The organism is Streptomyces sp., assembly GCF_031181555.1.
GTDB classification, from domain to species: domain Bacteria; phylum Actinomycetota; class Actinomycetes; order Streptomycetales; family Streptomycetaceae; genus Streptomyces; species Streptomyces fimbriatus.
The window spans coordinates 1-24,975 of record NZ_JAPSKQ010000057.1 but is presented as its reverse complement, the minus strand read 5'-3'; the positions used below and the strand labels follow the sequence as shown (position 1 = coordinate 24,975).

The 24,975-nt window shown below is 74.2% G+C and carries 18 protein-coding genes; 6 read left to right on the top strand and 12 right to left on the bottom strand.

The window, feature by feature from the left end; all coding sequences use genetic code 11:
* Positions 1–285 precede the first annotated feature (285 nt).
* On the bottom strand, positions 286–1,371 hold the full coding sequence (locus RIM90_RS14505; RefSeq protein WP_309061099.1) for a hypothetical protein: 1,086 nt from the start codon (positions 1,369–1,371) through the stop codon (positions 286–288).
* A 96-nt stretch (positions 1,372–1,467) separates the two neighbouring features.
* On the opposite strand from RIM90_RS14505, the gene RIM90_RS14500 reads away from it, so the two are divergent.
* Entirely contained in the window at positions 1,468–3,327 is a 1,860-nt protein-coding gene (locus RIM90_RS14500) for a LuxR C-terminal-related transcriptional regulator (protein ID WP_309061098.1), read from the top strand.
* A 9-nt stretch (positions 3,328–3,336) separates the two neighbouring features.
* On the opposite strand, the gene RIM90_RS14495 is transcribed toward RIM90_RS14500, so the two are convergent.
* Positions 3,337–5,910, bottom strand: coding sequence for a CHAT domain-containing protein (locus RIM90_RS14495; protein ID WP_309061112.1), 2,574 nt, complete (start codon positions 5,908–5,910; stop codon positions 3,337–3,339).
* Positions 5,911–6,073: 163 nt separating this feature from the next.
* Between RIM90_RS14495 and RIM90_RS14490 the strand changes: the two genes are divergently transcribed.
* Genes RIM90_RS14490 through RIM90_RS14480 form a run of 3 tightly spaced genes read left to right on the top strand, consistent with a single transcriptional unit; the run spans position 6,074 to position 8,666 of the window.
* Positions 6,074–7,504 (top strand): S8/S53 family peptidase, encoded by a 1,431-nt coding sequence (locus RIM90_RS14490; protein ID WP_309061097.1) that lies wholly within the window; start codon positions 6,074–6,076, stop codon positions 7,502–7,504.
* A gap of 59 nt (positions 7,505–7,563) precedes the next feature.
* Positions 7,564–8,139, top strand: coding sequence for a sigma-70 family RNA polymerase sigma factor (locus tag RIM90_RS14485; RefSeq protein WP_309061096.1), 576 nt, complete (start codon positions 7,564–7,566; stop codon positions 8,137–8,139).
* Between the two features lie 50 nt (positions 8,140–8,189).
* On the top strand, positions 8,190–8,666 hold the full coding sequence (locus RIM90_RS14480; RefSeq protein WP_309061111.1) for a hypothetical protein: 477 nt from the start codon (positions 8,190–8,192) through the stop codon (positions 8,664–8,666).
* A 148-nt stretch (positions 8,667–8,814) separates the two neighbouring features.
* Here RIM90_RS14480 and RIM90_RS14475 read toward each other — a convergent pair whose 3' ends face one another.
* From RIM90_RS14475 to RIM90_RS14450, 6 genes are all read right to left on the bottom strand, one after another.
* Positions 8,815–9,612: an N-formylglutamate amidohydrolase gene (locus tag RIM90_RS14475; protein ID WP_309061095.1), complete on the bottom strand. Its 798-nt coding sequence runs from the start codon at positions 9,610–9,612 to the stop codon at positions 8,815–8,817.
* 225 nt (positions 9,613–9,837) lie between these two features.
* Positions 9,838–10,989: a homoserine O-acetyltransferase gene (locus RIM90_RS14470; RefSeq protein WP_309061110.1), complete on the bottom strand. Its 1,152-nt coding sequence runs from the start codon at positions 10,987–10,989 to the stop codon at positions 9,838–9,840.
* Positions 10,986–12,347 carry a bifunctional o-acetylhomoserine/o-acetylserine sulfhydrylase gene (locus tag RIM90_RS14465; protein WP_309061094.1) on the bottom strand — a complete coding sequence of 454 codons (1,362 nt, stop codon included), beginning with the start codon at positions 12,345–12,347 and terminating at the stop codon, positions 10,986–10,988. The genes RIM90_RS14470 and RIM90_RS14465 overlap by 4 nt, the downstream gene beginning before the upstream one ends.
* A gap of 465 nt (positions 12,348–12,812) precedes the next feature.
* The gene (locus tag RIM90_RS14460) at positions 12,813–15,032 is read right to left on the bottom strand and encodes an NADP-dependent isocitrate dehydrogenase (protein WP_309061093.1); all 2,220 of its coding nucleotides are present in this window, start codon (positions 15,030–15,032) and stop codon (positions 12,813–12,815) included.
* Positions 15,033–15,311: 279 nt separating this feature from the next.
* Positions 15,312–16,409, bottom strand: coding sequence for a mechanosensitive ion channel family protein (locus tag RIM90_RS14455; RefSeq protein ID WP_309061092.1), 1,098 nt, complete (start codon positions 16,407–16,409; stop codon positions 15,312–15,314).
* A gap of 264 nt (positions 16,410–16,673) precedes the next feature.
* Positions 16,674–17,573, bottom strand: coding sequence for a YbhN family protein (locus RIM90_RS14450; RefSeq protein WP_375165446.1), 900 nt, complete (start codon positions 17,571–17,573; stop codon positions 16,674–16,676).
* A 180-nt stretch (positions 17,574–17,753) separates the two neighbouring features.
* On the opposite strand from RIM90_RS14450, the gene RIM90_RS14445 reads away from it, so the two are divergent.
* A complete protein-coding gene (locus tag RIM90_RS14445) occupies positions 17,754–19,664 on the top strand; it encodes an ABC transporter ATP-binding protein (protein ID WP_309061090.1) in 1,911 nt (636 codons plus the stop codon).
* 142 nt (positions 19,665–19,806) lie between these two features.
* Here the strand turns inward: RIM90_RS14445 and secD are convergent, their stop codons facing one another.
* The 4 genes from secD to RIM90_RS14425 form a co-directional block, all read right to left on the bottom strand.
* The gene (secD, locus tag RIM90_RS14440; protein WP_309061089.1) at positions 19,807–22,137 is read right to left on the bottom strand and encodes a protein translocase subunit SecD; all 2,331 of its coding nucleotides are present in this window, start codon (positions 22,135–22,137) and stop codon (positions 19,807–19,809) included.
* Positions 22,138–22,205: 68 nt separating this feature from the next.
* Positions 22,206–22,721, bottom strand: a complete 516-nt coding sequence (locus RIM90_RS14435; protein WP_309061088.1) for a hypothetical protein — start codon at positions 22,719–22,721, stop codon at positions 22,206–22,208.
* Positions 22,718–23,386: a response regulator transcription factor gene (locus RIM90_RS14430; protein WP_309061087.1), complete on the bottom strand. Its 669-nt coding sequence runs from the start codon at positions 23,384–23,386 to the stop codon at positions 22,718–22,720. Before RIM90_RS14430 ends, RIM90_RS14435 begins: the two co-directional genes overlap by 4 nt.
* The gene (locus tag RIM90_RS14425) at positions 23,383–24,336 is read right to left on the bottom strand and encodes a HAMP domain-containing sensor histidine kinase (protein WP_309061109.1); all 954 of its coding nucleotides are present in this window, start codon (positions 24,334–24,336) and stop codon (positions 23,383–23,385) included. The genes RIM90_RS14430 and RIM90_RS14425 overlap by 4 nt, the downstream gene beginning before the upstream one ends.
* Positions 24,337–24,625: 289 nt before the next feature.
* Here RIM90_RS14425 and RIM90_RS14420 point away from each other — a divergent pair, with 289 nt between their 5' ends.
* Positions 24,626–24,952 (top strand): TraR/DksA C4-type zinc finger protein, encoded by a 327-nt coding sequence (locus RIM90_RS14420; RefSeq protein ID WP_309061086.1) that lies wholly within the window; start codon positions 24,626–24,628, stop codon positions 24,950–24,952.
* The last annotated feature ends 23 nt before the right edge of the window (positions 24,953–24,975 follow it).

The following is a 24,975-nucleotide window of genomic DNA, read 5'->3' as shown; positions in this document are numbered from 1 at the left end:
TGCTGCGCTTTCATTTTCATCGCGCACTCTGCCCTTTAGCGGGCAGCGCTGCGGAGAGATTGAAATGTTCATCGGTCAATATGGAGCCGATATAATTCCACTCTTCACCCGCACAGTGCGGCCCGCAACGTGAAGCCTCGCCGCCGACCAGTACGGGCGCCGTGTGAACACCGGGCATGGCGTGGGCCGGGGATGCCACCCTCCCCCGAGGGTGGCATCCCCGGCCGCTCCCCCGGCGCCGGACTGTGGATCGGGTGTCCGTCTGCGGTCGGCCGGTCCGTGCCGTCACCAGCACATGACCGCCGTCTCGCCCGAACCCCAGACGGAGTACAGGCGGACACGGACGTAATAGCGGCGGCCCTTGACGAGCCGGGCCGCGATCGTCGCGTTGCGCGGGGTTCCCCCGTCGTCGTGGCCGGCGAGGAAGCGGGGCTCCCCGTCCCGCTCCTCGAAGAGCACGACGACCGCGTCGCCGTCGCCGAAGGCGCCCACCGTGTAGTCGCGGGTCTCCGGCGGATCGATGCGGAAGTCCGCCTGCTCGCCCGGGCCCAGACCCAGCGGCACCGAACGGAACGGCACCAGCGCGGGCGGCCGAGGCGGATCGGCCGGCGGATACCAGCGGAGCACGAACTCCTTGTCGGCCGGGGACAGGGTGCCCGGCGGATGCACACCCCCGCGGTACTGCTCCGGTTCCAGGATCAGCCCCGGCGGGAACGCGTACTGCATGATCGACTGCGGGTCCCAGACGGAGCCGTTCACCTCGTCCGGGGCGATCTTGCGCAGCACGTTGTGGAACGTCCGGTCCCGGCTCCAGTGGTTCGGGGGGCCGGCCAGTTCGGCGTACACGGCCTCGTCGTCCCAGTGGATCCCGGCGTACGGGCTCTGGTGCTCGTGCAGCATCCCGAGCGCGTGCCCGATCTGGTGCAGGGCCGTCGCGCGTTCACCCGGTGCGGTCAGGTCCCAGCCGAAGTTCATGGTGCGGTCGTGCACACCGACCCGGAGCGCGTCCCTGCCCACGGCCGACCAGGAGCCGTCACCGAGCTGGAACCCGATGCGCAGCTCCGCCTCGGAGCGGTCACGGACCTCGGCGAACGCCAGCCCGATCCCGAGACCGCGCCACTCCTCGAAGCACTCGCGCACCACGTCCTGCTGCTCCTTCGCACCGCCCCAGGAAACCCAGCGGGTCCGCCCGGTCCCGGGGACGGCGATGACCGATCCGTCGGTGTCGCCGTGGAAGAAGCAGTAGTGCAGCACGGTGCCGTTGACCCACATCCGCCGCCCGCCGACCAGCGCGCCGAGCCGCTCGGCGGCCAGGCCCGGCGCGAACGCGGGGGCCGGCTGCGGCGGCAGCGAGCAGTAGCGAGCGGTCATGGGCCACAGGCTGCCGTGCCACCGGGGCCGTGCGCCTGAGTCGGGGTCTACTCAAGTGGCCCTGTATCAGGCGTGAGCACCCGCGCTCCTGTTCATGTGACGACGACATTGCGACGGGACGCCACCGGGCCGTACGAACCGCACGAGCCGCACGAATTCCACGAACTGCACGAACTGCACGAGCCGTACGAGCCGTACGAGCCGTACGAGCCGTACGGGAAGGACGCGACGACGCTTCGTACGCCCTGGCCGTTCACCGGCCGGGAGGACGAACTCGACCTGGTACGGCGGTCGCTGACCGGCGTACGGCGCGGCCTCGTGGTGACCGGACCGGCGGGCCGGGGCAAGACCCGGCTCGTCACCGAGGCCGTCCGGGGCACCGACTGCGCGCGCGTCACCGGAACGCCGCAGACCCGGGACCTCCCCTTCGCGGCCTTCGCCCCCCTGCTGCCCGAACCCGTCACCCTGCACCGTGCGCTGCGCCTCCTGTCCGGGACACGGACGTTGCTGGTCGACGACGCCCATCTGCTCGACGACGCCTCCGCCGCCCTGGTCCACCAGCTCGCCGTACAGGGACGCACCCGGCTGCTGGTCGTGGTGACCGACGGTGAGCCGGTGCCCGCCGCCGTGTCACGGCTGTGGACCGGGGAACTGCTGCCCCGCCTGGCGCTGCCCGAGCTGCCCCGGGAGGAGACCGCGCGGCTGCTCGCGGCGGGCGCGCGCCACGCCCCGGAGCCGCTCACCGTGAACCGGCTGCACCACCTGTGCGGCGGGGACCTGAGGCTGCTGCGGGAACTGCTGGCCGCGGTGTGCGGGCAAGGGCGGCCCACCCGCGTCCCGGGCACCGACGCGTGGGCCTGGCGGGGCCCGGTGCCGCTGACCCCGCTCGTGCGCGAACGCACCGCCCACCTCCTGGACCGCGCCCGTCCCGAGGAGCGCGAGACGCTCGACCGCCTCGCCTTCGCCGATCCCCTTCCGCTCGACCCGGACGCCCTCGACCTCGCCGCCCTGGAACGCCTGGAGACCGAGGGCCTGGTGCGCGTCGACGAGAACGGCGGGGTCCGCCTCGCCCACGCCCTGCACGGCCCGGTCCTGCGGGCCGCCGCAGGCCGGCTGCGGGCCCGCCGGCTGGCCCGCGCACCCGAGGAGTACGGCCCCGCCCTGGACGCCGAGGCGGCGGAACTGACCCGGCGGATCGAACGGGCCGACGTGGCGGCGGTCCCGGCACCCGTGGGGGACCGGCTCGCGGCGGAGGGAGTGCCGGTCCCGGCCGGGTACGCGGCCCTGCGCGCCCGGTACGCGCGGCTGCGCGGCGAACTGCGGGAATCGGCCGCATGGGCCCGCGAGGGCCTGCGCACCGCTCCCGCCGACGCGTCCTGCCGCGCGGAACTCGCCCGTGCCGGGGACCGGCCGGCCGGTCCGGCCGAACCGCACGGCGACCCCTGCGGCGACGGCCGGGCCGACGGCGACCCCTACGACGCCGTACGCCTCGGCACCCCCGAACGGGCGGCCGGCCGGCTCGGCGGCGTCTTCGCCGACCACGCCGACGCCCTCGCCCGCGCCGACGGACCCGCGCTGGACCGGGTGGCCGAGGAGCTCCAGCGGCGCGGCTTCCTGCTGTTCGCCGCCGAGGCGTACGCCCAGGCCGTGGGCGCCCACCGGGATCCGCTCGCCGCCCGCACCTCGCGCGTCCGCGCCGCCGCGCTCGCCCGGCGCTGCCAGGGCGCCCGCACCCCCGCGCTCGCGGGGCTGACGCTGGGCGAACTCACCGCCCGGCAACGGCAGATCGTCACGCTCGCCGCGGCCGGCCTCAGCAACCGGCAGATCGCGGAACGCCTCACGCTGTCCGTCCGCACCGTCGGCAACCACCTGTACGGCGCCTACGCCCGCCTCGGCTCCGGCGACCGCGCAGCCCTGCCGCGGCTCACGGAACCGCCCCGGGCGCAGCCGGCGTGAAGCACCTGCTCAGGCCGCCCCGAACGCGGAGAACGCCCACCCGGTGGCCTGGTGCAGCGCGTCACCGGGCAACGCGGCCCGGGCGTCGCGCAGCGCCTCGGCGAGGGACAGACCGGCGCCGAGCCCCTTGTGCAGCGCGAGCATCAGCGGCACCACGGCGGCGTCGTTGACGGGCGCGCTGCACGCCACCACCCCCGCCGTGCCCAGCGGCAGCAACGCCGTCACCAGGCCGAGGAGTTCGTCGGCGCCGACGGTGGCGAACCGCGCGGTGTCGCAGCAGGGCAGGATGATCCGGTACGGGCTGCGGTCCAGGCGCTCGAAGTCGTGCACGATCAGCGGCCCGTCGGCCAGCCGCAGCGAGGAGAACAGCGGGCCGTCCGCGCGGAAGGTGCCGTGCGCGGCGATGTGCGCCAGTGCGGCCCCGTCCAGCTCCTGGAGCACGCGCGGCACCGTCGCGTCGTCGTGCTCCAGGACGGTCGCGCCGCCGTAGCGGCCGGCCAGCTCGGGCACCTCCGCGCCGCCCGTTGCCAGACCCGGGCCGCGCACCAGCACCTGGCGGCCCCCGGGCGGCGGCGCGGTCTCCTTCGCGCGCAGCCAGCTGCTCGCCGACGGCGACACGCTCAGCACCCGCTCCCGCAGCGAGGGCAGCAACGCCCACGGCACCCGGTGCAGCCGTCCCGGCGGCACGATCACCACCGGACCCGGGCCCAGGTGCGCCGCCGCCGGGCCCAGCAGCAGCTCCTCCAGACGGCGGCCCGCGGCCTCCACCACCGGCAGCCGTGCCTCCGCCCCGGGGTGCGCCAGTCTCCGCAGCCCGGCCTGCACATGCTCGGCCTCGGTCTCCGCCGCGGCCAGCGGCCCCGCCTCGAACCGCCGCACCCGCCCCTGCCCGCACAGCAGCACCTGCACCCGCCCGTCGAGCACGGCGAGCTCCACCAGCTGTCCGTCGTCACCGTCGCCCAGCCGCCCGAGCAGCCGGCCGACGTCGAAGCGGTCCCCGCCACCGGGGGCCGCGCCGCGCATGTGCAGCGTCCGGGAGCGGATCTCCCGTTCCAGGCGCCGCTGTTCCCGTTCCAGCGCCGGCACGGGCTTGCCCTCCATCCGGCCCTCCTCCGCGCGGGCGGCGATCTCCCGGTAGGCGGTCATGCCGCTGAGCAGCGCGGGGTCGGCGGGCGGCCGGGTGGGCGGCGCGGACAGGGCGGTGGCCCGCCAGCGTTCGCTCCACACCAGCAGCCGCCGCGGCCCGCCCGAGACCAGAGAGGCCCGCTGGGCGAGGGCGGCCAGCTCCGCGCCCTGCGCGGTGGCGCGGGCCCGCAGCTCCGAGGCGCCCAGCGTCATCCGGTGGTCGTCGAGCACGTCGAGGCCGCGCCGGCAGGCCTCCAGCACACCCCGCGCGGACCCGGCGGCCTGCGCGCGCAGCGCCTGCGCCGCCCAGCCCGTCATCCGCGCCAGCGGGGGGCCGCTGCGCCTGCTGCGCGCGGCGACCGCCAGATGCCGCTCCGCGTCCGCCGTCCAGCCCAGGTCCAGCGCGATCCGGCCCGCGAGCAGGGACGCCTCCGGGGCGGCGGGCGCGCCGAGCGCGGCCAGCTTCTCGGCCACCGCCGCCGCGTCCGCGACCAGCCGGCCCGAACCGCGCCCGGCCGCGTGGCGGGCCCCGATCAGCACCAGCCGCGCGTGCGTCTCCCACCAGGTGCGCCGCTGCCCCGCGAACAGCCGCACGGCGAGCGCCGCGCGCGCGATCGCCGTCTGCGGATCGTCCGCCAGCCGGGCCGCCCGCGCGGCGGCCAGCAGCAGTTCCGCCTTGCGGGTGGACTGCCCGCCGATCCCGTCGAGCGTCCTGATCGCGGCGTCCGCCTCCGCGAGCGCCTCCGCGGCCAGCCCGGCGGCCATCAGCACCTCGCAGCGCCGGATGTTCAGCATGAACGTCGGGGTGCCGAGCTTGGCGTACCGCTCCTCCGCCTCGTCGAGCAGCTTCAGCGCCGCCGGGACGTCGCCCGAACGGAACGCGGCCAGCCCCCGGCTCTCCACGGCGTCCGCCTTGTCGTGCTCCTGGTCCGTGGTGTCCCACAGCGCCTCGGCCGCGGTGAAGTCGGCGTCCGCCCGCTCCACCGCGCCCAGCGCCAGGTGCACCGTGGCCCGCAGGGTCAGCGCACGTGCCGTCCAGATCACGTCGCCCGCCTGCCGCAGCACGGGAACCGCCCGCCGTACGTCCTCCAGGGCGTCCTGGTGATGGCCCAGCACCCACCACGCGTACGCCCGGCGGAACAGCACGCGCGCGCGTGTGTGTCCGGTGCCGCGGGCGACCCCCCGGCCCAGGGCGTCCATGCCCTGCCGGGTGCGCCCCGCGTGCACCAGCGCGACCCCGAGCGTGGCGAGGACGTCCGCCTCCCGCTCGGCCGAGTCCGCGCGAGCCGCCCAGTTCCGGGCCCGCCGCAGATGGGACAGGGCCAGCCGCATGTCGCCGAAGTCCCGCTGCCAGATGCCGATCACCTGGTGGGCGACGGAGGCGTGCAGGGGCGAGGGGCGGTCGCGCAGCACCTCTTCCGCCCTCGCCAGGGCCTCGCCGGGGGCGGCGAACACCATCGGCAGCAGTTCCAGCACCGATTCGCTTCCCGCTGTCACCTTACGGATGGTAGTGCTCCGCAACCGTGCCCCACAGATGCGCCGTTGTATCAAACGACCGCCTCGCGGCTCTGATTCAGGACAGCTCCGCGGCCCCGGCCGCCGCCCCAGTGGAGGACACGCCATGGCACCACAGCGATTCCGCGAGCAGTTCGACCAGATCCAGCGCTCGATGCCCGGCGTCCCCCTGGCGATGGGACCGGACGACGCGGGCGAGTTCCTCTACGAGAAGGGTGTCGTCCTCGCCCGCGACGGGGAAGAGGCCCGCGTCGTCGAGGACACCGTGCGGCAGCACTTCACCACGTTCGCCGGACTCACCCCGGACCATGTGCGCCGGGCGAGCCCGGAGACCAACCGCTCCGGCATCACCCGCATCCGGGTCGCCGACCCGGGCCAGGGCGACGGCAGCGGCGACCCGGCGGTCGCGGGCGCGCTGCGCGCGCTCTCGGCGACCGAGGGCCGCGCGGGACGCCGGCTGATCAGCCGCAACCACGTGGTGTCGATCGCGGTCAACGCCTGCCCCGGCGACGAGCCCGTGCCCGTACCGGCCGGCGAGCGGCCCAACCCGGCCGCCGCCGAGGCCGCCCACGACCCGGACAGCGCCGTCGGCGTCCTCGTCATCGACACCGGCCTCATGCACGACTACCGCTCCTACCCGCTGCTCGTCCACACCCGGGGCGACGCCCAGGTCAAGGAGTGCGACGACGAGGGCGTCCTCCAGCAGTACTGCGGACACGGCACGTTCATCGCCGGGCTCGTCGCCGCCGTCGCCCCCAACACCGACATCACGGTCCGCGGCACGCTCAACGACGCCGGCGCCGTCCTGGAGTCCGAGTTCGGCGAGAAGCTCTTCGAGGCCGTCGACCGAGACGGCTGGCCGGACGTCATCAGCCTCTCCGCCGGCACCTCCAACGGCCGCACCGACGGCCTCCTCGGCATCGACGCGTTCATGCGGGAACTGCGCGAGCAGCACACCCTGCTGGTCGCCGCCGCCGGCAACAACGCCAGCGCCACCCCGTTCTGGCCCGCCGCCTACGCCGGCCTGCCCGGCTACGAGAACGCCGTGCTGTCGGTCGGCGCGCTGCGCGGCGACGGAGAGTTCGGCGCCTGCTTCAGCAACCACGGCGCCTGGGTGTCGGCCTACGCCCCCGGCGAGCGCCTCACCAGCGCCCTCACCGGCTTCGACACCCCGGTCCCGTACGTGTACCAGCACTCCACCTACGACGACTGCCGCTACGGCTTCTCCTACGCCTGCACCTGCCGGCACCCGCGCCACACCGGCGTGCTGAGCGAGGAGAACGGCCGGGCCAAGCCGGACCAGGTGATGTTCGAGGGGCTCGCCCAGTGGAGCGGCACCTCGTTCGCCACCCCCGTCGCCGCCGGCATGATCGCCGCCCACATGACCGCGCAGGCGCAGACCGACCCGCGCAAGGCCCGTCGGCAACTGCTGGAAGCGAACACCGAGTTCGCCGAGGTGCGCGGGGCGCACGTCCCGGCGCTCCTGCCGCCCACCTGGCGCCCCGTGCCGGTCGCGCATCCCTCCGCCGGGTCATGAGGACCGGAGCCGTCCCCTCCACGGCGTACCATGACGTGCCGTACACGAGGGGTGGGACCGTGGACCGAACTGATGTCGGCGCGTTGGTCCAGTCCGCCGCCGACGGAGACGCGGCGGCCTGGAAGGCGATCGTGGAGGGGCTGGGCCCCCTGGTGTGGTCCGTGGCGCGCGCCCACCGGCTCTCCGACGCCGACGCGCACGAGGTCTGCCAGACCGTGTGGTTCCGTTTCGCCCAGCACCTGGGGCGGATCCGGGAACCCGACAAGGCGGGCGCGTGGCTGGCCAGTACCGCGCGGCACGAATGCCTGAAGGTGCTCCGCAACGCGCGCCGGCTGACGCTGACGGACGATCCGTACCTGCTGGACCGGGTCAGCGAGGACGGCACGCCGGAGCAGTCGCTGCTGGAGGCGGAGGAGGCGGCCGCGCAGAGCGAACGCGTGCGGCGGCTGTGGCAGGAGTTCGAGGAACTGGGCGAGCGGTGCCGGCAGTTGCTGCGCGTCCTGATCGCCTCCCCGCCGCCCAGCTACCAGGAGGTGTCCGCCGCGCTCGGCATCGCGGTGGGCAGCATCGGGCCGTTGCGCCAGCGCTGTCTGCGCAGGCTGAGGGCCCGGTTGGAAGCAAGGGGGGCGATGTGAACGGCATCGACGGTGACGCGTACGACGAGGAACCGGGCGCCGGCGGGGAGGTGCACGGCGAGGAGCCGAACGACGGGTGGCCGGACGGCGAGGACTTCGACGGCGCGCTGCTGGAGGAGGAGCTCCGGCAGGCCGCGGGGGTCCTCGATCCGATGCCGCCGGGACTGCTGCAGATCGCCGTCGACGCCTACGCGCTGCACGACCTGGACGCCCGCGTGGCCGAGCTGACCTTCGACTCGCTGGTCGACGCCATCCCGGTCAGGGGGGCGACGCACGCGCCGCGCATGCTCACCTTCAGCGCGGGCGAGGTGACCGTGGACGTCGAGGTGACCGCGGACGGGCTGATGGGCCAGGTGCTGCCGCCCCAGCCGGCCCGCGTCGAGGTCCTGAACGGCCCCCAGCCGGGCGTCCCGCTCACCGCCGACGACATGGGCCGCTTCACCACCGCGACCCCGCCTTCCGGCCCGTTCGCCCTGCGTCTGCGGACCGGCGGGGACGTGGTCGTGACGGAGTGGCTGCGCGCCTGACGGCGGACCGGCGGGAGGGGGCCGAGCCACCGGGCCGCGGCCCGCGCGGGCGGCCCCCTGCCGGCCGAGGGCCTGGGCGCGGCCCCGCGGACGTCGCCGGCCGTGGCGCCGGAGCGGGCGCGGCCCCGCGGGCACCGCGTCCGTCGTGTCAGCGGGACGCCGCGTCCACGAGCGCGCCCAGTGCCCCGGCCAGGCGGGACAGGCCCCGGCCCGCCGGGCCGCCCGGTTCGGTCATGTAGGTGTCGCGGCGGATCTCCACCATCAGGGCGGAGACCTCGGCCCGCTTCCCGTAGAACTCCAGCGGCACGTACGTGCCGGCGAACGGGCTGTCCAGGCCCGTCTCCCCGCACGCGGCGAACGCCTCGCGGGCCGCGGTGAGCAGGGCGGGCGGGGTGTGGAAGGAGTCGGTGCCCAGGCAGACCGCCGGGCGCGGGCCCTCGCCGTGCAGTTCGTAGGGCAGCGGAGCGCTCGGGTACGAGTGCACGTCGATGATCACGGCCCGCCCCGTGGCCGCGAGACGGTCCGCGACCGCCTCCGTCATGGCCTGCGCGTACGGAGCGAAGTACCGCGCGATCAGCGGCTCGGGGTCGAAGCCGTCGGGCCGCAGCACGTCCTTGTGGGTGGTCCGCGTGTAGACCGCGCCCATCCCGACGGCCAGCATCTCCTCCCGCTCGTCCGGGAACCGCTCGGGGTCGACCACCAGCCGGGACAGCCGGTTCACGAACCGCCACGGCGTGATGCCGGCCGCGGCGGCCGCCGCCTCGGCGATCTCCGCCGTGTGCGCGTCGGTGATGTGGTCCAGCTCCCGCTCCAGCTCCGCGTCGCCCAGCACGATCCCCGGCCGCACCTCGGCCGGTATCTCCCGCGCGGAGTGCGGCACATGGAGGATCACGGGGGAGTCCGCGGCGCCGGGAAGGAGCTCGAAGGACGGCGGGACATCGGTCATACGGCTGCTCCAGGGCGTTGTCGGTGGAAAACGGCGTGATCAAGATGCCACACGGCACTGACAACGCCCCCCGCACAGACCGGACCCCGGGACAGCACACCGGGACACGACACCGGAGCCGAGGACCGCCCCGCCGACCTGACCGCGCTCCGCGCCCCCGCCCGGACCGCCCCCGGCGTGGAGGAGCCGATGCCGCCCGCGACCGGTGGGCCGCCCCGGGGCCGCCTACCGCAGCACCTCGCGCACCAGGGCGCCGACCTGCTCCGTCTCGATGAGGAAGCCGTCGTGTCCGTACGGCGACTCCAGGACCCGGAGCCGGTCCGCGCCGGGGATGTGCGCGGCCAGTTCGGCCTGCTGGGCCGGGGGGTAGAGGCGGTCCGAGCCGACGCCGGCCACCAGCGTGCGCGCGGTCACCCGGCGCAGGGCGGCGCGGACACCGCCCCTGCCGCGCCCCACGTCGTGGCCGTTCATCGCCTCCGTCAGCACCACGTAGCTGCCCGCGTCGAACCTCCGGACCAACTTGGCCGCGTGGTGGTCGAGATACGACTCGACCTGGTAGCGGCCGCCGCGCCACGGGTCCTCCGCGCCCTGGGGCGCACGGCCGAACCGGGCGGACAGCTCCGGCTCGCTGCGGTAGGTGACGTGGGCGATGCGGCGGGCGAGCCCCAGCCCGGCGTGCGGGCCGCGGCCGGTGTCGTGGTAGTCGCCGCCCCGCCAGTGCGGATCGCCGCGGACGGCGTGCAGCTGGAGGGTGGCCCAGGCGATCTGCTCGGCGCTCGCCGCGGCCGTCGTGGCGAGCAGCAGCAGCGCGTCCGTGCGCTCCGGGTACGACACCGCCCACTCCACGGCCCGCATCCCGCCCATCGAACCGCCGGCCACCAGCGCCCACTTCCCGATGCCGAGGGCGTCGGCCAGCCGGACCTCCGCGGCGACCTGGTCCCGCACGGTCAGGTACGGGAACGCACCGCCCCAGCACCGTCGCGTGCCGGGCCGCGGCGAGGCCGGTCCCGTGCTGCCCTGGCAGCCGCCCAGCACGTTCGGGGCGACGACGAACCAGCGGTCGGTGTCGAGGGCCCGCCCGGGCCCGATCAGCCCGTCCCACCAGCCCGGCGTGGGATGCCCGGGCCCCGCCGGTCCGGCCGCGTGGCTGTCACCGGTGAGCGCGTGCAGCACCAGCACGGCGTTGGACCGGTCCGGCGCCGGCCGTCCCCAGGTCTCGAACGCGAGCTTCGCCCCGGGGAGTTCACCGCCCGCCTCCAGCCGCAGAGGGGTGCCGAGCGCGTGCCACCGGCGCCGCCCCGGCGGGTCCCCCTCCCGCCAGGCCCCGGTGGCCGGCGGGAGGGGGACCGGTGTTCCGGTGGCCGCGACGGTGTTCAGGAGGCCCCCTTGGCCGCGCGGAATCCGGCCTCCAGATCGGCCCTGAGATCGGCGAGGCCCTCGATGCCGACCGACAGGCGCACCAGGCCGGGCGCGGTCCCGGTGGCCGCCAGCTGCTCCTCGTTCAGCTGGCTGTGGGTCGTGGACGCCGGATGGATGATCAGACTGCGCACATCGCCGATGTTGGCGAGGTGACTGAACAGCTCCACCCCGTCCACGAACCGCTTGCCCGCCTCGACGCCGTCCCTCAGCTCGAAGGAGACCACCGCGCCCGCGCCGCGGGGGAGATACGTCCGCGCGGCGCCGTACCAGCGGCTGGACGGCAGGCCCGGGTAGTGCACCGCCGCGACCTCGTCGCGCTGCTCCAGCCATTCCGCCAGGGCCTGCGCGTTGGCCGAGTGCCGCTCGATGCGCAGGCTCAGCGTCTCCACGCCCTGCAGCAGCAGGAACGCCGAGTGCGGGGAGATCGCCGGCCCCAGGTCGCGCAGCAGCTGCACCCGCAGCTTGACCGCGAAGGCGCCCGGCCCGAGCGCCGGCCAGTACCGCAGCCCGTGGTAGCTGGGGTCGGGCTCGGTGAAGTCCGGGAACCGCTCGGCGTGCGCACCGAAGTCGAAGGTTCCGCCGTCCACGACCACGCCCCCGATCGTGGTGCCGTGCCCGCCGAGGAACTTCGTCGCCGAGTGCACCACGACGTCCGCGCCGTGCTCGAGCGGCCGCAGCAGGTAGGGGGTGGGCACCGTGTTGTCCACGATCAGCGGCACGCCCGCCCCGTGCGCCGCGTCCGCGACCGCGCGCACGTCGAGCACGTTGCCCCGCGGATTGCCCAGCGTCTCGGCGAACAGCGCCTTGGTGTTCGGCCGGACGGCCGCCCGCCAGGCGTCGATGTCGTCGGGATCGTCCACGAAGGAGACCTCGATGCCGAACCTCGGCAGGGTGTGCCGGAAGAGGTTGTACGTCCCGCCGTACAGCGAGGCGGCCGAGACGATGTGGTCACCGGCCCCGGCGAGGGTCAGGACCGCCAGCGTCTCCGCGGCCTGCCCCGACGCCAGCGCCACCGCCGCCACCCCGCCCTCCAGGGCGGCGATCCGCTGCTCGAAGACGTCCTGGGTGGGGTTGTGGATGCGGGTGTAGATGGTCCCCGGCTCCGCCAGCGAGAACAGGTCGGCCGCGTGCCGGGTGTCCCGGAAGACGAACGAGGACGTCTGGTAGACCGGCGTGGCCCGGGCCCCGGTCGTGGGGTCGGGCTCGGCACCCGCGTGCACCTGCCTGGTCTCGAACGACCAGGCCGACGTGTCGGGTCCGGTGGGCGTCTCCTCGGGCGTGTGACCGGCGGTGACGGAGTCGATGGGCTGGCTCATGGTGCTGCTCCTCGTGCGATGTGCGCAGTGCCAGGTGCGGATGCGGATGCGGGCGTGAGTGCGAGTGCGGTGCGCCGGGCGTCGCGGGGACGCGGACGTACGTGCGGGAACGCGCGGGCGGGCCGGGGCACGCGGGCGGACGTCCCCGACGACGGCACGGAGGCCGGACGCCGGTGGGATAAGGAGGAAGGCCGGGGCGGAGCGTCAGCTCCCGGCGCGACAACCCATGGTGGTGACACGCGCGTAGTCGACGTGGCGGCGGGTCACGAGCAGGGTCATGGCACGAGGTAAGCACAGGGGGAGACGCGGTCTCCAGCGTCGCGCCGGAGCCGACACGCGGTGTTCATGAACGGCATACGGCCGTCACGAGCCGGGGCACGCACAGGGCGCGCCCGGAAAGGGCTCCGCCCCGGCCGGCGGTGTGCCGGTCGGGGCGGAGGACGAGAAGCCCTGGGGCCGTGTGCGTCAGCTCAGGGACGCCAGTGCCTCGTTCCACGTGGCGGACGGGCGCATGACCGCGGACGCCTTGGCCGGGTCGGGCTGGTAGTAGCCGCCGATGTCGGCCGGCTTGCCCTGGACGGCGATCAGCTCGTCGACGATCTTCTGCTCGTTCGCGGCGAGCGTCTCGGCGAGCGGGGCGAAGGCCTTCGCCAGGTCCGCGTCGTCGGTCTGCCGGGCCAGCTCCTGCGCCCAGTACAGGGACAGGTAGAAGTGGCTGCCGCGGTTGTCGATGCCGCCGACGCGACGGGTCGGGGACTTGTCCTCGTTGAGGAAGGTCGCCGTGGCGCGGTCGAGGGCGTCGGCGAGGACCTGCGCGCGGGCGTTGCCCGTGGTCTTCGCGTACTGCTCCAGGGACGGCACCAGCGCGAAGAACTCGCCGAGCGAGTCCCAGCGCAGGTAGTTCTCCTTGACCAGCTGCTGCACGTGCTTCGGCGCCGAGCCGCCCGCACCCGTCTCGAACAGACCGCCGCCCGCCATCAGCGGGACGACGGAGAGCATCTTGGCGCTGGTGCCCAGCTCCAGGATCGGGAACAGGTCGGTCAGGTAGTCGCGCAGCACGTTGCCGGTGACGGAGATGGTGTCCTCGCCGCGGCGGATGCGCTCCACCGACAGCTTGGTCGCCTCGACCGGGTTGAGGATCCTGATGTCCAGGCCCTCGGTGTCGTGCTCCGGCAGGTACTGCTTGACCTTGGCGATCAGGTTGGCGTCGTGGGCGCGGGTCTCGTCCAGCCAGAACACGGCCGGGGCGCCGGTGGCGCGGGCGCGGGTGACGGCCAGCTTGACCCAGTCGCGGATCGGGGCGTCCTTGGTCTGGCAGGCGCGGAAGATGTCACCGGCGGAGACGGTCTGCTCGATGACGACGTTGCCGTTCTGGTCGACCAGACGGACGGTGCCGGCCGTCGGGATCTCGAACGTCTTGTCGTGGCTGCCGTACTCCTCGGCCTTCTGCGCCATCAGGCCGACGTTCGGGACGGAGCCCATCGTCGACGGGTCGTAGGCGCCGTTGGCGCGGCAGTCGTCGATGACGGCCTGGTAGACGCCGGAGTAGGAGGAGTCCGGCAGCACCGCGAGGGTGTCGGCCTCCTGGCCGTCCGGGCCCCACATGTGGCCGGAGGTGCGGATCATGGCCGGCATGGAGGCGTCGACGATGACGTCGGACGGGACGTGCAGGTTGGTGATGCCCTTGTCCGAGTCGACCATGGCGAGGTCCGGGCCCTCGGCCAGCTCGGCGTCGAAGGACGCCTTGATCTCGGCGCCCTCGGGCAGGTTCTCCAGGCCCTTGTAGATGCCGCCCAGACCGTCGTTCGGGGTGAGGCCGGCCGCGGAGAGCTTCTCGCCGTACTTCGCGAACGTCTTCGGGAAGAAGGCGCGCACCACGTGGCCGAAGATGATCGGGTCGGAGACCTTCATCATCGTGGCCTTCAGGTGCACGGAGAACAGCACGCCCTCCTGCTTGGCGCGGGCGACCTGCGCGGTCAGGAACTCGCGCAGCGCGGCGACCCGCATCACGGAGGCGTCGACGACCTCGTCCTTCAGGACGGGGACGGACTCGCGCAGCACGGTGGTCGTGCCGTCGTCGCCGACCAGCTCGATGCGCAGCGCGCCGTCCTCGGCGATGACGACCGACTTCTCGGTGGAGCGGAAGTCGTTCTCGCCCATGGTCGCCACATTGGTCTTCGACTCGGCGGTCCAGGCGCCCATGCGGTGCGGGTGGGTCTTGGCGTAGTTCTTCACCGAGGCGGGGGCGCGGCGGTCGGAGTTGCCCTCACGCAGCACCGGGTTCACGGCGCTGCCCTTGACCTTGTCGTAGCGGGCGCGGATCTCGCGCTCCTCGTCGGTCTTCGGGTCGTCCGGGTAGTCCGGCAGCGCGTAGCCCTGGCCCTGCAGCTCGGCGATCGCGGCCTTGAGCTGCGGGATCGACGCCGAGATGTTCGGCAGCTTGATGATGTTGGCCGCGGGCGTCTTGGCCAGCTCGCCGAGCTCGGCGAGGGCGTCCGGGATGCGCTGGTCCTCGGTCAGGTACTCCGGGAACACGGCGATGATGCGCCCGGCCAGCGAGATGTCGCGCGTCTCCACGGCGACACCCGCCTGCGAGGCGTACGCCTGGACCACCGGCAGGAAGGAATACGTCGCCAGGGCCGGGGCCTCGTCAGTGTGCGTATAGATGATGGTCGAGTCAGTCACCGGGTGCTCCGCTCCACGTCTGCAACATTGCTCGACATCAAGATATCTCGTGATCGACCCCGGCTCGACAGGGGTCCGCACCGACTTCCGGGCAATTCCCCGCCACGACCCCGGCGGGCGGCCCCGGCCGGCCCGCCCGCCGGGTCACGCGGCCGGGTGCCCGGACCGGATGTGCCGGGCCGGGGGCGTCCGCCGGCCCGGCGGGGCGGTCGGACGGGGCGGCCGTGGGGCGGGGAGGTGTGCCGGTGGCCGGAGGGGCGGCCGGCGCCGGCGGCCCGGTCAGATCGGTGTGGTGGTGGTCATGTCGCCCGGCTCCGTCTCGGTGCCGCGCTGCTGCGGGATGACCACCGTGCCCTGCTGGAGCGCCACCGTCCGCGCGGGCGACGGGATCCGGATGCCCTCGTCGCGGTAGCGCCGGTGCAGGCGCTTGATGAACTCGTGCTTGATCCGGTACTGGTCGCTGAACTCGCCCACGCCCAGGATCACGGTGAACCCGATGCGGGAGTCGCCGAAGGTGTGGAAGCGCACCGCCGGCTCGTGCTCCGGCACGGCGCCGGTGATCTCGGTCATCACCTCGGCGACGACCTCCGTCGTCACCCGCTCCACATGCTCCAGATCACTGTCGTACGACACCCCGACCTGCACCAGGATGGTCAGCTGCTGCTCGGGACGCATGAAGTTGGTCATGTTCGTCTTCGCCAGCTGCGCGTTGGGGATGACCACCAGGTTGTTGGACAGCTCGCGGACGGTCGTCTGGCGCCAGTTGATGTCCTCGACGTAGCCCTCCTCGCCGCTGCTCAGCCGGATGTAGTCACCGGGCTGCACGGTCTTGGAGGCGAGGATGTGGATGCCCGCGAAGAGGTTGGCGAGCGTGTCCTGCAGCGCGAGCGCGACCGCCAGACCGCCGACGCCGAGGGCGGTGAGCAGCGGGGCGATGGAGATGCCCAGGGTCTGCAGCCCGACCAGGAAACCGATCGCCAGGACCAGGATCCGGGTGATGTTCGTGAAGATGGTGGCCGACCCGGCGACGCCGGAGCGTGACTGGGTGACCGAGCGCACCAGGCCGGCCACCACCCGCGCCGCCGACACGGTCGCGGCGAAGATGACCAGCACCGTCAGCGTCTGGTTGACGTTGTGCTGCACGGTCCGGGTCAGCGGCAGCGCCGCCGCCGCGGAGGCCGCGCCGGCCGCGACCGCCGCCCACGGCGCGATCATGCGCAGCGCGTCCACGAGGACGTCGTCCCCGCGCCAGGTGGTGCGTTCGGCGTGCCGGCCGAGCCAGCGCAGCAGCATCCGCAGCAGGAACGCCGCCAGCAGGCCGGCGGCGAGGGCGATGCCGGCGTACACCAGATCGTCCACGGTGAGCGCGCGGGTCACCGCTCACCTCCGGCGAACACCCTGGCCGACGGGCGTATGTGAAGTCGTGTCACGTGTCGTCACCTGCTCGAGTTCCGGGAAGTACGGTGTGCCGGGCCCGTTCTGACCTGCGGTCGGCACGATCGCACATCCTGCCGTATCCGCGCGGTCCGTTCGTACCGTCCCCGTCCGGATCCCGCCGCCCCCCGGGCCGCCGCACGGCGCGTCGGCGAACGACCGCGCCGTCCGGACCCGGAGGGCCCGCTCACCGCCCGCCGCGCCGCTTCAGATCACCCTCAGCCGCACCAGGACGCCCAGCGTCACCGCACCCGGCAGCAGCGGCAGCCACACCGTGACGGCCCGGAAGGCCAGCACCACCGCCGTGGCCACCGCGGCGGGACCGCCCACCGCCACCAGCGCCACGACCAGCGCCGCCTCCACCGAGCCGAGCCCGCCCGGCGTGGGCACCAGCGCGACCGCGACCGTCGCCGCCAGGTACGCCAGCGCCATGTGGGCGGGCGGCACCGGCAGCCCCAGCGCCCGGCCCACCAGCACCAGCGCCGTCGCCTGCAGCGCGGGGAAGGCCAGCGCCCCGCCCCACAGCGCCAGCGCCCGGGACGGCCGGGCGTGCACCGACCGCGCCTCGCCCAGCGCGGTGCGCAGGAACGACCGCACGGCCGTGCGCAGCCGCCGTACGGACACCAGCGCGACCGCCGCGACGACCGGCACCGTGCCGAGCACGAGCAGCAGCGGCCCGAACGCCCCCTCGGGCAGCAGGGAGCCGAGCCGCAGCGCGTCCGGGAACGCGACGAGCAGGGCACCCAGCAGGACCACCCGGCCGACGGACTCCGCCAGCAGGTACAGCGCGAGCGCGGCCGAGGAGCGGACCGGCGACAGCCCGCACACCGTCATGAACCGCAGATTGACCGCGCTCGCGCCCAGACCGGTCGGCAGCAGGTGGTTCGCCGCGCCCGCCGCGAACTGCGCGGCCAGCAGCCGCCGTCCGGGCAGCCGTTCGAGGACCGCGCCCTGCCGGGTGCACGCGGCGGCCACCCAGGTCAGACAGGTCGCGCCGGCCGCGGCCAGTAGCCAGGGCCACCGGGCGGTGGCCAGATGGGCGAAGCCCTCGGCCAGCACCGGCCGGTGCCGCACCGCGACCACGGCCACGAGCAGCAGCGGCAGCACACACAGGATCGGGCGGATCGTCCGCGTCACGTCCACAGAGCTTCTCCGCCGCACGCCAACGGCGGGTTGCGGCGGCCCGGACGGCGGCTTACGGCGTGGCCTACCGCCGGGGCGCGGCCGGCGGCGCGGCGAGGAGCCGTTCTTGACCTCTACCTTGCTCGAGGTTCTAGGTTCCCTCTCATGAGCATGGAGACCACAGCGTGGACACAGCTGCACAGTGTCATGAACGCCCAGAACGAACGCCGCCCCTTCGCACGGTCGACGCTGCGGCGCATCGGCGCCTTCGCGCGCCCGCACCGCCGCCGTATGACCCTGTTCGTCCTGCTCGGCACGGCGACCGCGCTGCTGGCCGTCGCCACGCCCGTCCTCGCCGGACGTGTGGTGGACACGATCGTGTCCGGCGGTGACGAGGCCACGGTCGTCCGCCTGGCCCTGCTCATCGCACTGATCGCGGTCGTCGAGGCGGCCCTCGGCATCCTCGGCCGCCGGCTCTCGGCGACGCTCGGGGAGGACCTCATCCTCGACCTGCGGACGGCGGTGTTCGATCATGTGCAGCGCATGCCGGTCGCGTTCTTCACACGCACCCGTACGGGAGCGCTCGTCTCCCGTCTCAACAACGACGTCATCGGCGCCCAGCGGGCCTTCAGCAACACCCTGTCCACCGTGGTCGGCAACCTGGTCACCCTGCTGCTCACCCTCGCCGTGATGCTCACGCTGTCCTGGCAGATCACCCTGCTCGCCCTGGTGCTGCTGCCGGTGTTCGTGATCCCGGCCCGGCGCATGGGCCGCCGCATGGCCCGGATGCAGCGGGAGGCCGCCGCCCTGAACGCGGCCATGGGCACCCGGATGACCGAGCGCTTCTCCGCGCCCGGCGCCACCCTGGTCAAGCTCTTCGGCCGTCCCGAGCAGGAGTCGGAGGAGTTCGCGGAGCGCGCCCGCCGGGTCCGCGACATCGGCGTACGGACCGCCACGGCCCAGACGGTCTTCATCACCGCCCTCACCCTCGTCTCCGCCCTCGCCCTGGCCCTGGTCTACGGACTCGGCGGCCGGCTCGCCCTGCGCGGCACCCTGGAACCGGGCGCGGTCGTGTCCCTGGCGCTGTTGCTGACCCGCCTGTACGCGCCGCTGACCTCGCTCGCCGGGGCGCGGGTGGAGGTGATGAGCGCCCTGGTCAGCTTCGAGCGGGTCTTCGAGGTGCTGGACCTGAAGCCCCTCATCGGGGAGAAGCCCGACGCGCGCGAGGTCCCCGACGGCCCGGTGTCCGTCGAGTTCGACGGCGTCCGCTTCGGCTACCCGTCCGCCGACAAGGTCTCCCTGGCCTCCCTGGAGGAGGTCGCCTCCCTCGACACCCGCGGCGGCGCCGAGGTCCTGCACGGCATCTCCTTCCGCGCCGAACCGGGGCGGACCGTCGCCCTCGTCGGCTCCTCCGGCGCCGGCAAGTCGACCATCGCCCAGCTGCTGCCGCGCCTGTACGACGTCGACGCGGGCGCCGTGCGCGTGGGCGGCGTCGACGTCCGGGACCTGACCGCCGGATCGCTGCGCGACACCGTCGGGATGGTCACCCAGGACGGCCACCTCTTCCACGACACGGTCCGCGCCAACCTGCTGCTGGCCCGGCCGGAGGCGAGCGAGCCCGAGCTGTGGGACGCGCTGCGCCGGGCCCGCCTCGACGACCTGGTGCGGTCCCTGCCCGACGGCCTGGACACGGTGGTCGGCGAACGCGGCTACCGGCTCTCCGGCGGTGAACGCCAGCGCATGACCATCGCCCGGCTGCTGCTGGCCCGGCAGCGCGTCGTCATCCTGGACGAGGCCACCGCCCACCTGGACAACACCTCGGAGGCCGTGGTCCAGGAGGCGCTCACGGAGGCGCTGGAGGGCAGGACGGCGGTCGTGATCGCCCACCGGCTGTCCACCGTCCGCGCCGCGGACCTCATCCTGGTGATCGAGGCCGGCCGCATCGTGGAACGCGGCACCCACGAGGAGCTGCTGGCGGCCGACGGCCGCTACGCCGAGCTGTACCGCACCCAGTTCGCCCCTCGGCCCGGGGACCACGACCGCGACCACGCACGCAGCGCGGAGGCGGCGGCGTAGACCCCCGCGCGGGCCCCTCGCGTGGAGCCGCCCGCAGCCCCGCGGCGCCCGGCCCGCCGCACAGCGCCGCCGCCCCCGGGGCCGGGGCCGGCGGCGCTGTTTCCGCGTGCACGGCGGCTCCCCGGCGGGGAACCGCTCGGCGTCACTTCCCCTGGCTGGTGGCCCCGGCCCGGCCCGCGCGCTGCCCGGCACCGGACTGCGCAGGACCGGAACCGTCGTGCCCGCGTCCGCGACCACGGCCGCGACCACGGCCGCCACCGCCGTCGCCGCCGTACGCACTGAGCTCGATGGCGAGCGGCGAGGCGGTCAGGACCGACGAGTACGTGCCCACCAGCATGCCGATCAGCAGGGCGAGCGCGAAGTCGGTGAGCGAGTCACCGCCCAGCACGGCCAGCGCGGCCAGGATGAAGACCACACCGATACCGGTGTTGACCGTACGGGGCACCGTCTGCAGGATCGCCCGGTTGGTGGACTGGGCCAGGGGCGCCTTGCGGTCCTTGGCCCACAGTTCCCGGACGCGGTCGAAGACCACGACGGAGTCGTTCACCGAGTAGCCGATCACGGTGAGCAGCGCGGCCAGGAACACCCCGTCGATCGGCTTGCCCAGCCAGGCGAAGACGCCCGTGAGGATCACCACGTCGTGGGCCAGGGTGGCGACCGCCGCCGTACCGAACATCCAGCGGAACCGGAAGGCGAGGTACAGCAGCTGGGCGCCGAGGGCCAGGCCCAGTGCGATCAGGGCGTTGCGGCGCAGCTCGTCGCCGAGGCTCGGGCCGATCAGCTCGTCGCGGACCTTCTCCGCGCCGCCGCCGACCTCGGCGACGGCATCGGCGACCTCGACCGCCTCGGCGTTGCTCAGCTCCTCGGTGCGCACCGTCAGCCGGTTGTCGCCCGAGGACTGGACGACGGCCTGCGGGAAGCCCGCGTCGGCCAGGGCGGCACGCGCCCGGTCCGGATCGACGGAGGTGCCGGTCGAGTACTCGATCAGGCGGCCGCCCGTGAACTCGACACCGAAGTTCAGCCCGCGCACCGCGATGCCCGCGCCGGCGACGACGAGCACGAGGGCGGACACCGCCAGCCAGCGGCGCGGGCGGCGCATCAGCTGCGGGTCGCGGCGGGTGAGGTACGCACGGACCCGGCCGATGGAGGCCAGACCGGTGATCCGGGGACGGCGGTGCACCCAGCGGCGCGCCACGGCGAACTCGGCCAGCACCCGCGTGACCACCAGTGCGCTGATCACGGAGGCGAGGACACCGATGCCCAGGGTGACGCCGAAGCCCTTCACCGGACCGGAGGCGAGCAGGAACAGCAGCACCGCCGCGATGAGCGTGGTGACGTTGGAGTCGGCGATCGCGCTGAACGCGCCCTTGAAGCCGGCGGTCAGCGCCGAGCGGCTGCTGGGCCGGCTGCGACGGCCGTACTCCTCGCGCGCCCGTTCGAAGACCAGCACGTTGGCGTCGACGGCCATACCGATCGCCAGGACGAAACCGGCCAGACCCGGCAGGGTCAGCGTCGCGCCGAGCGCCGCCAGGGCGGCGTAGGAGATCAGGCCGTAACAGGCCAGGGCCAGCGTGGCCAGGAAGCCCAGGAGCCGGTAGACGACGAGGATGAAGACCGCCGTCAGGGCCGTGCCGATGACGGCCGCCCAGGCGCTCGCCTCGATGGCCTCGGCGCCCAGGGTCGGGCCCACGGTCCGCTGCTCCACCGTCTCGACGGGCACCGGCAGGGCACCGCCCTCGACGAGCAGCGCCAGCTCACGGGCCTCGTCGCTGCTGAAGGAGCCGGTGATCTGGGTGGATCCGCCGGTGATGCCGACGTTGCAGGAGACGGACGGGTCGACCTGCGGCGAGGAGATGACCTTGTCGTCCAGGACGATCGCGATCCGGCGCTGCGGATCGCCGGCCGGGTGGCAGGCGGCCCCGCCGGTCAGCTCGGCCCAGCCCTTGTCGTCCTCGAAGTCCACGGTGACGTGCCAGCCGGCGCCGCTCTGCTGGTCGAACTGGGCCTCGGCGCCTTCGACGTCCTGGCCGGTGAGCCTCGCGGCGCCCAGCCGGAGCCGCTCACCGGACTCGTCGGCCAGGATCCGTTCGCCCTTGTCCTTCGGCTTGTCGGACTCCGTGGCGGCGCCGAGCACCGGGTGGACGGACAGCTGTGCGGTGCGGCCCAGGACGTCGGCGGCCTTGCGCGGGTCCTGGACGCCGGGCAGTTCGACGATGATCCGGTTCTCACCGGAGCGGACGATGGTGGGTTCGGCGACGCCGAGCGCGTCGACCCGGCCGCGCAGAACCTCCAGGGTGCGGTCGGTGGCCTCCCCGTCGGCCTCGGTGGTGGGGGAGGAGCGGGTCTCCAGGACGATCTGGGTGCCACCGCGCAGATCCAGGCCCAGGCGGACCGGGACGGTGACGGCGATGTACACGGACACGGCGATCACGACGAGCGCGAACAACGCCCTGACGCGGGCGGGACGTTTCACGGATGCCTCCAGCAGGCACACCGCGGCCGGTGGACGGCGCGGCGGAGATGAGGAAGGGAAAAGGGACCTCAGGTGCTGGAGGACACGGGCGGCGCCCGGCCGAGGTCCGACGGCACGTGCGCGGTGCCGGCCGGGGCATGGCCGGACACCGGTGCGGGGCGGGCCGGCCGGGGCGGGACACGGGGGGTGTGCGCGGGGGTGAAGAGCAGCGGACCGGCGGGCACGGTCCGCTCACCGGCATCGCGCTGCGGCCTGACGAGGAGGGTGCCGGTGCCGACGTAGGCGTCGTCGGTGTACGGACCGGTGTCGGCCGGGTGGAACGCGGGAGCGGGGAGGGCGGGGGCCGGTGGCGCGGACGTCGGGAGGGCGGGCGCGGGGAGGGCCGGCGCCGGGGCCGGAACCGCGGTGGCACGCGGCCCCGGCGCCTCCGGGGCCGCGAGGGCCGGCGCGGACGCGGACAGGACGGGCCGGGCGCCGTCGATGGAGCCGGGCGCGAGGGCCAGCAGGACGGCGGCCAGGGCGGCGACGGCCGCGCCGGCGCGGAGCGGAAGGCGGGCGGCCGGGCCCGTCCGGTCGGCGGTCAAGGCTCGACGAGTCCGGCGCGGATGGCGTAACGGGTCAGGTCCAGACGGTCCCGCAGACCCAGCTTGTGCAGCAGGTTCTCCCGGTGGCGCTGCACCGTCTTGACGCTGATGAACAGCAGCTCGGCGATCTCCTTCGACGAGTGCCCCTCGGCGACCAGCTTCAGCACCTCCTCCTCGCGCGGCGTCAACAGCTGCTCGGGGGCCTCCGCACCGTCACGGACCCGGTCGAGGTAGTTGCGGATCAGGGCGGTGACCGCGCCCGGGTAGAGGAACGGCTCGTCCCGCATCGCCGCCCGGCAGGCGGCGACCAGATCGCGGTCGGCGACGGACTTCAGCACGTAACCGCTCGCGCCGGCCTTGAGCGCCTGGAACAGGTACTGCTCGTTGTCGTGCATCGTCAGCATCAGGATCCGCACGCCGGGGCGCACCGAGGCCAGCTCGCGCGCGGCCTGCAGACCGGTGAGCCGGGGCATGGCGATGTCCAGGACGGCCAGGTCGGCCTCGTGGGTACGGGCCATGGCGATCGCCTCCGCGCCGTCACCGGCCTCGGCGACCACTTCCAGGTCCGGCTCCCGGTCGAGGATGAGCCGGACACCGCGCCGCACCAGGGCGTGGTCGTCGGCGAGCAGGATCCTGATCGTGGTCGGACGGACGTCGTGGGTCATGACTGCTTCCTGACGGCGGGCGCGGCCAGCCTGATCCTCGTGCCGGCCGGTGTCACGGGGGTGATGTCCAGTGTGGCCCCGATGAGCAGGGCCCGTTCGCGCATCCCGCGGATCCCGGCACCCTCGCGGGCGGCACCGATGCCGCGGCCGTCGTCGCTCACCTCGAGGACGACGTGCTCGCCGTCGCCGCGCAGGCTCACCTCGACGCTGCGCGCCCCGGCGTGCCGGGCGGCGTTGGTCAGACTCTCCTGCGCGACACGGTAGATCACGAGCTCGGTCTCGTGGTCGAGCGGGGGCAGGTCGGCGGCGAAGCGGCGCACCACGCGCAGCCCGGTGTGCGTGGCGAACTCGGTGGCGAGCGAGGTGACCGCGCTGACCAGACCGAGGTCGTCCAGGACGCCCGGCCGTAGCCGGCGCACCAGGCGGCGGACCTCGTCCAGGCTCTCCCGGGTGATCTCCTGCACCTGCCGGAGTTCGCCGCGCAGCGGATCCGGCGCCTCGTCGGAGGCCCGTTTCAGGGCCAGCAGGATGGCGGTCATGCTCTGCCCGACCTCGTCGTGCAGCTCCTGGGCGATACGGCGCCGCTCGGTCTCCTGGGCGAACAGGGCGCGGGCGCTGCTCGCGGCGCGCTCCCGCTCCAGCCGCTCCAGCATGGCGTTGAACGCCCTGACGAGTTCGGCGACCACACCGCTGCCGTGCACGGGAAGACGCTGACCGGGACGCAGCAGGTCGACGGTGGTCATCAGCCGGGTCACCCGGTCCAGCGGGGCGAGCCCGATGCGCAGCAGGGCCGCGTTGGCCACGAGCATCACGCCCAGGCCGCCCACGAGGATCACCGCCTCGGTCAGGAGCACCGGAACCGACACGGTCACCGGAGCCCACAGCAGCAGCGCGGTGGCCGTGCCCAGCACCACCGCGTTGAGCCCGAAGATCCGCCAGTACAGGGACACGGAGGTCACGCCTTCCTCTTTCTCGTCGGCCTCTACTGTCGGTCACCGTGCCGTCCGGTGCGGCCGCGGCCCCCTGGTCCCGGCGAACAGCGGTCAGCGTGCACGACCCCGGCCCCCGCGGTCCATGGGCCCCGCACCCCATTTCCGGCGGCCCGCCGGACCCACGCCGTACCGGGTGGGTCCTCCGACCCCGCACAGATGGGTACCGCGCCCGATGGGCCCGGAGCGGGGAAACGGCGACGGTAAGGGCATCACCCGTCCGTCTTCCGAACTCCTGGAAGGACCTTTCGTGTCGCTCGACCTGCCCCGCACCGCGCTGCGCCCCGACGACCCCGCCGCCGACGAGATCCGTCAGCGCCTCGAACACGCCCGCACCACGCGCCTCGCCCAGCTCAAGGCCCTCGACGAAACCGGGCAGAGTCCCGACGACCACCTCATGTCCAACCAGAAGGACGCCATCCAGCGCGCCCTCACGGAGATCGAGGAGGCCTTCGCCCGCCTCGACGACGGAACCTACGGGATCTGCCTCGGCTGCTCCAAGCCCGTCCCGCCGGAGCGGCTGGAGATCCTTCCGCACACCCGGCACTGCGTGACCTGCCAGAGCCGCGCGGTCTGACCGCGCCCCCCTGTTCCGTTCCG

What these genes read in the sequence shown, in the direction of transcription:
- RIM90_RS14490 (WP_309061097.1), top strand. Translation starts at nt 6,074, where the DNA reads ATGGCACCACAGCGATTCCGCGAGCAGTTCGACCAGATCCAGCGCTCG.
- RIM90_RS14445 (WP_309061090.1), top strand. Translation starts at nt 17,754, where the DNA reads ATGAGCATGGAGACCACAGCGTGGACACAGCTGCACAGTGTCATGAAC.
- RIM90_RS14430 (WP_309061087.1), bottom strand. Translation starts at nt 23,386, where the DNA reads ATGACCCACGACGTCCGTCCGACCACGATCAGGATCCTGCTCGCCGAC.
- RIM90_RS14465 (WP_309061094.1), bottom strand. Translation starts at nt 12,347, where the DNA reads ATGAGCCAGCCCATCGACTCCGTCACCGCCGGTCACACGCCCGAGGAG.
- RIM90_RS14495 (WP_309061112.1), bottom strand. Translation starts at nt 5,910, where the DNA reads ATGGTGTTCGCCGCCCCCGGCGAGGCCCTGGCGAGGGCGGAAGAGGTG.
- RIM90_RS14475 (WP_309061095.1), bottom strand. Translation starts at nt 9,612, where the DNA reads ATGACCGATGTCCCGCCGTCCTTCGAGCTCCTTCCCGGCGCCGCGGAC.
- RIM90_RS14505 (WP_309061099.1), bottom strand. Translation starts at nt 1,371, where the DNA reads ATGACCGCTCGCTACTGCTCGCTGCCGCCGCAGCCGGCCCCCGCGTTC.